10 protein-coding genes and 1 tRNA gene are annotated in these 9,286 nt (G+C 65.0%); all 11 read right to left on the reverse strand.

Annotation, left to right across the window (positions count from 1 at the left end):
- Positions 1 to 359: NADH-quinone oxidoreductase subunit H (locus tag RTY46_RS10195; RefSeq protein WP_312708175.1), on the reverse strand; the 359-nt coding region annotated here is incomplete at its 3' end.
- The gene (nuoG, locus tag RTY46_RS10200; protein WP_312708176.1) at positions 356 to 2,590 is read right to left on the reverse strand and encodes an NADH-quinone oxidoreductase subunit NuoG; all 2,235 of its coding nucleotides are present in this window, start codon (positions 2,588 to 2,590) and stop codon (positions 356 to 358) included. The genes RTY46_RS10195 and nuoG, both read right to left, overlap by 4 nt.
- The gene (nuoF, locus tag RTY46_RS10205) at positions 2,587 to 3,927 is read right to left on the reverse strand and encodes an NADH-quinone oxidoreductase subunit NuoF (RefSeq protein ID WP_312708178.1); all 1,341 of its coding nucleotides are present in this window, start codon (positions 3,925 to 3,927) and stop codon (positions 2,587 to 2,589) included. Before nuoF ends, nuoG begins: the two co-directional genes overlap by 4 nt.
- Before the next feature lie 4 nt (positions 3,928 to 3,931).
- Positions 3,932 to 4,459, reverse strand: a complete 528-nt coding sequence (gene nuoE / locus RTY46_RS10210) for an NADH-quinone oxidoreductase subunit NuoE (protein ID WP_108750221.1) — start codon at positions 4,457 to 4,459, stop codon at positions 3,932 to 3,934.
- A 97-nt stretch (positions 4,460 to 4,556) separates the two neighbouring features.
- Positions 4,557 to 5,864, reverse strand: coding sequence for an NADH-quinone oxidoreductase subunit D (locus RTY46_RS10215; protein ID WP_312708180.1), 1,308 nt, complete (start codon positions 5,862 to 5,864; stop codon positions 4,557 to 4,559).
- Positions 5,861 to 6,610, reverse strand: a complete 750-nt coding sequence (locus RTY46_RS10220) for an NADH-quinone oxidoreductase subunit C (protein WP_079222611.1) — start codon at positions 6,608 to 6,610, stop codon at positions 5,861 to 5,863. The genes RTY46_RS10215 and RTY46_RS10220 overlap by 4 nt, the downstream gene beginning before the upstream one ends.
- Before the next feature lie 34 nt (positions 6,611 to 6,644).
- Positions 6,645 to 7,199, reverse strand: a complete 555-nt coding sequence (locus RTY46_RS10225; protein ID WP_079222612.1) for an NADH-quinone oxidoreductase subunit B — start codon at positions 7,197 to 7,199, stop codon at positions 6,645 to 6,647.
- Positions 7,190 to 7,546 carry an NADH-quinone oxidoreductase subunit A gene (locus RTY46_RS10230; protein WP_079222613.1) on the reverse strand — a complete coding sequence of 119 codons (357 nt, stop codon included), beginning with the start codon at positions 7,544 to 7,546 and terminating at the stop codon, positions 7,190 to 7,192. The genes RTY46_RS10225 and RTY46_RS10230 overlap by 10 nt, the downstream gene beginning before the upstream one ends.
- 110 nt (positions 7,547 to 7,656) lie before the next feature.
- Positions 7,657 to 7,741, reverse strand: a tRNA-Leu gene (locus RTY46_RS10235).
- A 51-nt stretch (positions 7,742 to 7,792) separates the two neighbouring features.
- The gene (gene secG / locus RTY46_RS10240; protein ID WP_312708181.1) at positions 7,793 to 8,230 is read right to left on the reverse strand and encodes a preprotein translocase subunit SecG; all 438 of its coding nucleotides are present in this window, start codon (positions 8,228 to 8,230) and stop codon (positions 7,793 to 7,795) included.
- 50 nt (positions 8,231 to 8,280) lie between these two features.
- Positions 8,281 to 9,036, reverse strand: a complete 756-nt coding sequence (tpiA, locus tag RTY46_RS10245) for a triose-phosphate isomerase (protein WP_312708182.1) — start codon at positions 9,034 to 9,036, stop codon at positions 8,281 to 8,283.
- Between the last annotated feature and the right edge of the window lie 250 nt (positions 9,037 to 9,286).

The raw sequence follows: 9,286 nt of genomic DNA on the forward strand, positions 1-9,286 counted from the left end.
ATCTGCGAATCGAAGGGCACCACCGACCAGGCCGCGAAGGCCGGCGCCAGGGTGATCAGCGGCGCCAGCAGGTAGATCGCCTTGTTGGCGCTGCTCGGCTGGACCACTTCCTTGAACAGCAGCTTGAAGACGTCGGCGAAGGCCTGGAAGATGCCCATGCCCACGTACATCGGGCCGTGGCGGACGTGCATCCAGCCGATCAGCTTGCGTTCCCAGACAACGTAGAAGGCCACCGAGACGATCACCGGCACGGTGATCACCAGGATCTTCAGGATGATCCAGATCAGCGCGCCGATGTCACCGAGGCCAAGCAGCCACTGGTGCAGCGGGTCGACCGCGTTCAACAGCAATTCGTTCATGCAGCCACCACCGATACGCGAGCGGCACCCAGCGGCGCGGTCGCGCCGTGGCCCGATTCAATCCAGACCGAAGCCGCAGCGACGCGGGCGTCGACCACCACCGGCAAGGTGGCCTTGCCGGCATCGGTGCCGACCTTGGCCATCTGCCCTTCCTGCAGCTGCAGGCGTGCGGCATCGTCAGCGTTCAGCACGATGCGCGGGGCGTTGTTCAGCGGGTGCGACTGCAGCGCCGGGGCGCGACGGACCACCGCATCGGTGCGGTAGATCGCAGCGGTCGAAGCCACTTCCAGGCCTTCGCCGGCAACGGCCGGTTGGGCCGAAGCGGCCACGGCGACCGACACCGGGGCCAGGCTGGCGCGCAGGCCGCCCAGGTCGGTGAAGTCGAAACCGGCCAGTGCCATTTCGCCGCCCAGCGCACGCAGCACGCGCCAGCCTTCACGGGCCTCGCCCGGCAGCTTGCCGCCGGCACGGGCCGACTGCTCGCGACCATCGAGGTTGGTCAGGGTGGCGTCGATTTCCGGCAGTGCGCCGATCGGCAGGATGACGTCGGCAACGTCGCGGGTGGAAACGCAGGCGAACTGGCTGAAGGCCACCACCTTGGCACCGACCAGCGCCTTGCGCGCGGCCGGGGCATCGGCGAAGTCCAGGCCCGGTTCCAGACCGTACACCACATACGCCTGGCGCGGCTGCGCCAGCATGGTGGCCACGTCCTTGCCGGCCGGCAGCACGCCGGCGCGGGTCAGGCCCACGGCATTGGCACCCTGCGGGATGCGGCACAGCTTGGCACCGGTAGCGGCAGCGAAGTCACGCGCGGCAGCACGGATCGCTGCGGCCTGCGGGTGGTTCTCGGCGATGCCACCGACGATCAGCACGGTGTTGGTACCGCCCTGCACCGCCGAACGCAGCTCGGCGTCGGCCAGTGCTTCGACGAACTTCGACGGCGCCACGATCTGCTTGCCGGCGATGCCGAAGGCAAAGTCGAAATCAACCGGATTGATGACGTGGATCTTCGCGCCCTTGGTGGTCTGTGCCTTGCGCAGACGGGCGTGCAGCAGCGGCAGTTCGTGGCGGATGTTGCTGCCCAGAACCACGATGCGGTCGGCGCCTTCGATCTCGGCCAACGGCAGGCCGAACACTTCGGCGGTCGCAGCGTCGGAGAAGTCGCGGTTGTTGATGCGGTGGTCGATGTTGTGCGAGCCCAGGCCCTTGGCAAGGCGGGCCAGCAGCGCGCCTTCCTCGTTGGAGGTGGACGGGTGCACCAGCACGCCAAGGTGGTCGCCCTGGTGCGCCTTGAGAATCTCGGCAGCCGCGGCCAGGCCTTCGGCCCAGCTCACTTCCTTCCACTCGCCATTGACCTTGCGCAGCGGCTTGACCGCACGGTCTTCGCTGTACAGGCCCTGGTGCGAGTAACGGTCACGGTCGGACAGCCAGCACTCGTTCACCGCTTCGTTGTCGCGCGGCACGGTGCGCAGCACTTCGCCGCGACGCACGTGCAGGAACAGGTTCGAACCCATCGCGTCGTGGTAGCCCAGCGATTCGCGCGCGGTCAGTTCCCACGGGCGGGCGCGGAACTGGAACACCTTGTTGGTCAGCGCGCCGACCGGGCAGACGTCAACCACGTTGCCGGACAGCTCGGTGGTCAGCGGCTTGCCGTCGTAGGTACCGATCTGCAGGTTCTCGCCGCGGTACATGCCACCCAGTTCATAGGTGCCTGCCACGTCGGCGGTGAAGCGTACGCAGCGGGTGCACTGGATGCAGCGGGTCATTTCGGTGGCAACCAGCGGACCCATGTCTTCGTCGGGCACCACGCGCTTGCGTTCGTTGAAGCGGCTGACCGAACGGCCATAGCCCAGCGAAACGTCCTGCAGCTCGCACTCGCCGCCCTGGTCGCAGATCGGGCAGTCCAGCGGGTGGTTGATGAGCAGGAACTCCATCACCGAACGCTGGAACTTGAGCGCCTTTTCACTGCGGGTGGCGACCTTCATGCCGTCCATCACCGGGGTGGCGCAGGCCGGCGCCGGCTTCGGCGACTTCTCCACGTCCACCAGGCACATGCGGCAATTGGCGGCGATCGGCAGCTTCTCGTGGTAGCAGAAGCGCGGAATGGAGATGCCGGCCTTGTCGGCGGCCTGGATGATCATCGAGCCCTTGGGCACGACCAGCGACTTGCCATCGATCTCGATGGTGACGTGATCGGGTGGGACGCTCGGATTTACGGGTTGCGCGCTCATGCAGCGGCTGCCTCCACCTTCTTGCCGTCAACCATCGAATGACCGTTGACGATGTAGTACTCGAACTCGTCCCAGAACTGGCGCAGGAAGCCCTGGATGGGCCATGCAGCCGCTTCGCCGAACGCACAGATGGTGTGACCTTCGATCTGGCCGGCCACTGCCTTCAGCTGGTGCAGATCTTCCATCGTGGCCTTGCCGGCGACGATGCGCTCCAGCACGCGGTGCATCCAGCCGGTACCTTCGCGGCACGGGGTGCACTGGCCACAGGATTCCTTGTGGAAGAACTGGCTGATGCGGCAGGCGAACTTGACGCAGCACACGCTGTCATCCAGCACCACGACGGCGCCCGAACCCAGGCCGGAGCCCAGCGCACGGATGGTGTCGTAGTCCATCGGCAGGCCCTTTAGCTCGGCCGCGGTCAGCACCGGCATGGACACGCCGCCCGGAATCGCGCCCTTCAGGGTGCGGCCCGGACGCAGGCCACCGGCCATTTCCAGCAGGTCGTCGAAGGTGGTGCCCAGCGGCACTTCGAAGTTGCCGCCGTTCTGCACGCAGCCGGACACCGAGAAGCACTTCGGGCCGCCGTTGCCGGTCAGGCTCAGGCCCTTGAACCACTCCGGGCCGTTGCGGATGATCGCCGGCACCGAACCGTAGGTTTCGGTGTTGTTGATGGTGGACGGCTTGCCGTACAGGCCGAAGTTCGCCGGGAACGGCGGCTTGTAGCGCGGCTGGCCCTTCTTGCCTTCCAGCGATTCCATCAGTGCGGTTTCTTCACCGCAGATGTAGGCGCCGGCGCCCAGGGCACCGTAGATGTCGATGTCCACGCCGCTGCCGAGGATGTTCTTGCCCAGCCAGCCGTTCGCATAGGCATCGGCCAGGGCCTGTTCGAAGTGCTCGAACGGCTCGTGGTGGAACTCACCGCGCAGGTAGTTGTAGCCCACGGTCGAGCCGGTGGCGTAGCAGGCGATCGCCATGCCTTCCACCACCGAATGCGGGTTGTAGCGCAGGATGTCGCGGTCCTTGCAGGTGCCCGGCTCGGATTCGTCCGAGTTGCAGAGGATGTACTTCTGCATGTTGCCCTTGGGCATGAAGGACCACTTCAGGCCGGTCGGGAAGCCCGCGCCACCGCGGCCTCGCAGGCCCGAGGCCTTGACCATCTCGATGACCTGCTCCGGCGGGATCTTCTCTTCGAGGATCCTGCGCAGGGCAGCGTAGCCACCGGTCTTCAGGTAGCTTTCGTACGACCACGGGGTGTCGTAATGCAGGGTGGTGTAGACCACCTGGTGCGGCAGCGGCGCGGGGCCGACCGGACCCTTGGATTCGTGGTGATGTGCCATGCCCTTACTCCAGCCCGTCCAGCAGCTCGTCGACCTTTTCCAGGGTCAGACGCTCATGGTAGTGACCGTTGATGACCATCATCGGCGCGCCACCGCAGCCCGCCAGGCACTCTTCCTCGCGCTTGAGGTAGACGCGGCCGTCCGGGGTGGACTGGCCGTGCTTGATGCCCAGCTTCTTCTCGCAATGGCGCACGATGTCTTCGGCACCATTGAGCCAGCAGCTGATGTTGGTGCAGATGGCCACGTTGTTGCGGCCCACCTTCTCGGTCTCGAACATCGAGTAGAAGCTGGCCACTTCGTAGGCCCACACCGGCGGCAGGTCCAGGTACTTGGCCACGCCGGCGATCAGCTCGTCGGTCAGCCAGCCCTCGTTCTGCTCCTGGGCCGCATGCAGACCCTGCAGCACGGCAGAGCGCTTGCGGTCCGGCGGGAACTTGGACAGCCAGTGATCGATGTGAGCGCGCGTCTTGTCGCTCAGCACCACCATCGGGTCGACGTCGCGCGCCGCCTCGAAATTACCTGTCGCCTTCATCGGCCGACCTCAGCGAAATGCATAACGTGAAATTGCAGAAACTGCGGCGCCGGCTTGCGCCGGCTGCCTTCAGCGGGCGTTGGCTTAGCGGACGGCATTACCGGTCAACCTCGCCGAACACCAGATCGTAGGTACCGATCATCGCCACCACGTCGGCCAGCATGTGACCGCGCACGATCGAATCGATCGACGACAGGTGGGCGAAACCCGGGGCGCGCAGGTGCACGCGGAAGGGCTTGTTGGCGCCGTCGGAGACCAGGTAGCAGCCGAACTCACCCTTCGGGGCTTCCACCGCCGAATAGGTTTCGCCGGCCGGCACGCAATAGCCTTCGCTGAACAGCTTGAAGTGGTGGATCAGCGCTTCCATGTCGTCCTTCATGTCCTCACGCTTGGGCGGAGCGACCTTGAAGTTCTTCACCATCACCGGGCCCGGGTTGGCCTTCAGCCACGCCACGCACTGCTTGATGATGCGGTTGGATTCGCGCATTTCGGCAACGCGGACCAGGTAACGATCGTAGCAGTCGCCTTCCTTGCCCAGCGGAATGTCGAAGTCGACGGCATCGTACTTGGCGTACGGACGCTTCTTGCGCAGGTCCCAGGCAACGCCCGAGCCGCGCAGCATCACGCCGGTCATGCCCCACTGGTGGGCCAGTTCCGGGCTGACCACGCCGATGCCGACGGTACGCTGCTTCCAGATGCGGTTGTCGGTCAGCAGGGTTTCGTATTCATCGATACGCTTGGGGAACTCGACGGTGAAGTTCTCCAGGAAGTCCAGCAGCGAGCCTTCACGCGAAGCATTGAGCTGCTTCAGCGCCTTGCCCTTGTGCCAGCGCGATTCCTTATACTTCGGCATGTGGTCCGGCAGGTCGCGGTAGACACCGCCCGGACGGTAGTACGCCGCGTGCATGCGTGCGCCGGAGACGGCCTCGTAGCAGTCCATCAGCTCTTCGCGCTCGCGGAAGGCGTACAGCATGACCGCCATGGCGCCCAGATCGAGCGCGTTGGAGCCCAGCCACATCAGGTGGTTCAGGATGCGGGTGATTTCGTCGTACATGGTGCGGATGTACTGCGCACGCTCAGGCGCTTCGATACCCATCAGGGTTTCGATCGCGCGCACGTAGGCGTGCTCGTTGCACATCATCGACACGTAATCCAGGCGATCCATGTAACCGATCGACTGGTTGAACGGCTTGGACTCGGCCAGCTTTTCGGTACCACGGTGCAGCAGGCCCACGTGGGGGTCGGCACGCATGATGGTTTCGCCGTCCATTTCCAGGATCAGGCGCAGCACACCGTGCGCGGCCGGATGCTGCGGGCCGAAGTTCATGGTGTAGTTGCGGATTTCCTGCCGGCTTTCGGCGGGGTTGCTGGCAAACGCCTCGCCAGCCTGGTGTACGTGGCTCACTTCACTGCCTCCTGCGCGCGCTCGCCTTCTGCGGTCTGCAGGCGGGCGTCGTCGCGGATCACGCGCGGCACGCCGACACGCGGCTCGACCGAGGTGACCGGTTCGTAGATGACACGCTTCTTCTCTTCGTCGTAACGCACTTCGACGTTGCCGATCAGCGGGAAGTCCTTGCGGAACGGATGGCCGACAAAACCGTAGTCGGTCAGGATCCGGCGCAGGTCCGGGTGACCTTCGAAGATCACGCCGTACAGGTCGAATGCTTCGCGCTCGAACCAGTTCAGGCCCGGCCAGATGCCGGTCAGCGAGGACACCACCGGCAGCGCTTCGTCAGGCGCGAAGCAGCGCAGGTGCAGCATCAGGTTGTGCTGGTACGAGCGCAGCTGGGCAACCACGGCAAAACGCTGGGTCGGCATGTGCTGCGGGCTCGCGCCGTCGGCACCGTTTTCTTCGGTGGGGAATTCACCCCAGGCGAAGCGCCCCTGGGCCTTGCCTTCCACGCCGCGGCTGAAGCCCTGCGAGGAAACGTCGGCGGTGTCCCATTCGTCCGAGCCGTAACCCAGATAATCGACGCCGCACAGGTCCACGGCCTGCTCGAAACCAAACTCGTCACGCAGCGCCAGGGCAGTGGCGTGCCACTCAGCCGCAGGCACCTCCAGCGTCACTTCGCCGCGGGGTTCGACCACGATGACCTTCGCACCAGCGAAACGTGCGGAGAGTCGGTCGATGAAGGATGCTTGCTCTGCCATGGGGGCTTGGCGCGCTCTTGTCAGGTGAAAAGGGTCAGCGGGCGATGGTCTGTGTACGCCAGATCTTCTTCTGCAGCTGCAGGATCCCGTACACCAGCGCCTCGGCGGTCGGCGGGCAGCCCGGGACATAGACGTCCACCGGCACCACGCGATCACAGCCGCGCACGACAGAATAGGAGTAATGGTAGTAGCCGCCGCCGTTGGCGCAGCTACCCATCGAGATGACCCACTTCGGGTCTGGCATCTGGTCGTAGACCTTGCGCAGCGCCGGGGCCATCTTGTTGACCAGGGTACCGGCCACGATCATCACGTCGGACTGACGCGGCGACGGGCGGAAAACCACGCCGTAGCGGTCAAGGTCAAGACGCGCGGCGCCGGCGTGCATCATCTCCACCGCACAGCAGGCCAGACCGAAGGTCATGGGCCACATGGAGCCGGTGCGCGCCCAGTTCAGCAGGGCATCGACACTGGTGGTGACAAAGCCCTTTTCCAGCAAGGGGTTGTCGCCTTCCGGCCGCAGGATGTCATCCACCCGCCCTTCCGGGACCGGGTTGTTCATGAGGCCATCGAGAGTCTGAATCACTCCCATTCCAGCGCTCCCTTCTTCCAGACGTAAATGAAACCGAGGAACAGCATGCCGACGAACAGGCCCATGGTGACGAGCGAACGGGCACCCAGCTCCATGAAGACCTGGGTCCACGGCACGATGAAGATGATTTCCAGGTCGAAGACGATGAACTGGATCGCGATCAGGTAGTAGCGCACGTCGAACTTCATGCGCGCGTCTTCGAAGGCCTCGAAGCCGCACTCGTACGGCGACAGCTTTTCCAGATCGGGGCGGCGGGGACCGAGGAATCGACCGATCAGCATCAGCGTGATGCCGATACCGGTCGCGACGATCAGAAACAGCAGAGACGGCAAATATTCGGCCAGCACAGCGATTCTCTCTTGCCTCTGCCGCCGCGCCTGCAGGCGCTTTGGCATGGGGGAGTGGACGGGAAACGGCTGGCGCATTGCGCGCCAGGAGAACCCGCTTTACTTACAAATGGTGCCCAAGAGGGGACTCGAACCCCTACGACCTAAGTCGCTACCACCTCAAGGTAGTGCGTCTACCAATTCCGCCACCTGGGCAAACGATCACATCAGTCAGATAACCCGATGCGCCGCATATTGTAACCGGCTTCAGTCTTTCTGGGAGCCTTCGGACGGCTTTTCTTCACCAGAAGTGGAAGTTTCCGCCTGAGCCGGCACAGTGGCGGCCGGAACCGGCGCCGCCGGCACCTCCGCCGCCTTCGGCGCGACCGGCAGCTCACCCGCCGGAACGGCCGGGGCGCTGGCCGCCGGGGCGGACATCAGGCCCAGGTCCTGGTCGGCCGCCGGACGCGTGCCATGGCCGGCGTACCAGGCCATGAACAGGCTGATGCCAAAGAACACCACGGCCAGCCACTTGGTGGACTTGGACAGGAAATTGGATGCGCCGCGCGCGCCGAACACAGTCCCCGAGGCGCCAGCACCAAAGCCCGAGCCCGCCGCCGCGCCCGAGCCACGCTGCATCAGGATCAGCGCGATCATGGCTACGGCCACCAGCACGTAGACGACATTGAGGATCAACATCAGCATTGGAAACCCGCCCTCGGACTGTTATGCCGACGCTGAGCCGGCTGTCTTGACTAAATAGTTGCCGCCGCTTGCGCGATGGCCAGGAAATCCGCGGCTACCAGCGAGGCGCCGCCGACCAGCCCACCATCGACATCCGGCTGCGCGAACAGTTCCCCGGCATTGTCGGGCTTCACGCTACCGCCGTAAAGAATGGGCAGTGAATCGGCGATTCTAGCATCCATGCGCGCGACTTCGCCACGAATGAAGGCGTGCACCTGCTGGGCCTGCTCCTTGCTGGCGGTCTTGCCGGTACCAATGGCCCAGACCGGTTCGTAGGCGACCACGGCGTTGCCAAACCCTTCGGCGCCAACCAGCCCCAGCACCGGTGCCAGCTGGCTGGCGATGACCGCCTCGGTCTGCCCGGCTTCACGCTGCTCCAGGGTTTCGCCCACGCACAGCACCGGCACCAGGCCGGCGTGCAGGGCGGCAGCGAACTTGCGGGCGACCAGCCCACTGCTTTCCTGGTGGTACTGGCGGCGCTCGGAATGGCCGACCAGGCCATAACGGGCCCCGACCTCGTGCAGCATGGCGGCGCAGACTTCGCCGGTGTACGCACCCTTTTCATTGCTGCTGACGTCCTGTGCACCGAACACCAGGCCGGTCTCGCCGAAATCCTCAACCAGTTCGCCGAGGTACGGCAGCGGCGGCAGGATCACCACCTCCACCCCCGCCTTTGGCAGCCCGGCGGCCACCTGGCCAAGCAGGTCGGTAGCGAATTGACGGCTGCCGTGCAGCTTCCAGTTTCCGGCGACGATCTTGCGGCGCATGGCGGTGGCTCCTGTATGAACTCAGCCGCCCATGATACCCGCTATGGCAAAAATCCGTTTCCGTGTAAGCGGTTACATGGAGTTTCAGCCAACGGCGCAGCCCCTCGTGGCGGGGGTTGGTCGTGCAATGCCCGGTGGGTTTTATTGGGTTGGCAGGGCGGGTGGGTTGCGCAGGGGACGCTGCAAGTACGTCCTTGTAAGCTCGTAGGCGCCATCCATGGCGCCTGCGCCCCTGCGCAACCCACCCGCC

Origin of the sequence: Stenotrophomonas sp. (assembly GCF_032056425.1) — a bacterium.
GTDB lineage: Bacteria > Pseudomonadota > Gammaproteobacteria > Xanthomonadales > Xanthomonadaceae > Stenotrophomonas.

What these genes read in the sequence shown, in the direction of transcription:
- nuoG (WP_312708176.1), bottom strand. Translation starts at nt 2,590, where the DNA reads ATGAGCGCGCAACCCGTAAATCCGAGCGTCCCACCCGATCACGTCACC.
- nuoF (WP_312708178.1), bottom strand. Translation starts at nt 3,927, where the DNA reads ATGGCACATCACCACGAATCCAAGGGTCCGGTCGGCCCCGCGCCGCTG.
- nuoE (WP_108750221.1), bottom strand. Translation starts at nt 4,459, where the DNA reads ATGAAGGCGACAGGTAATTTCGAGGCGGCGCGCGACGTCGACCCGATG.
- RTY46_RS10220 (WP_079222611.1), bottom strand. Translation starts at nt 6,610, where the DNA reads ATGGCAGAGCAAGCATCCTTCATCGACCGACTCTCCGCACGTTTCGCT.
- RTY46_RS10225 (WP_079222612.1), bottom strand. Translation starts at nt 7,199, where the DNA reads ATGGGAGTGATTCAGACTCTCGATGGCCTCATGAACAACCCGGTCCCG.
- secG (WP_312708181.1), bottom strand. Translation starts at nt 8,230, where the DNA reads ATGCTGATGTTGATCCTCAATGTCGTCTACGTGCTGGTGGCCGTAGCC.
- tpiA (WP_312708182.1), bottom strand. Translation starts at nt 9,036, where the DNA reads ATGCGCCGCAAGATCGTCGCCGGAAACTGGAAGCTGCACGGCAGCCGT.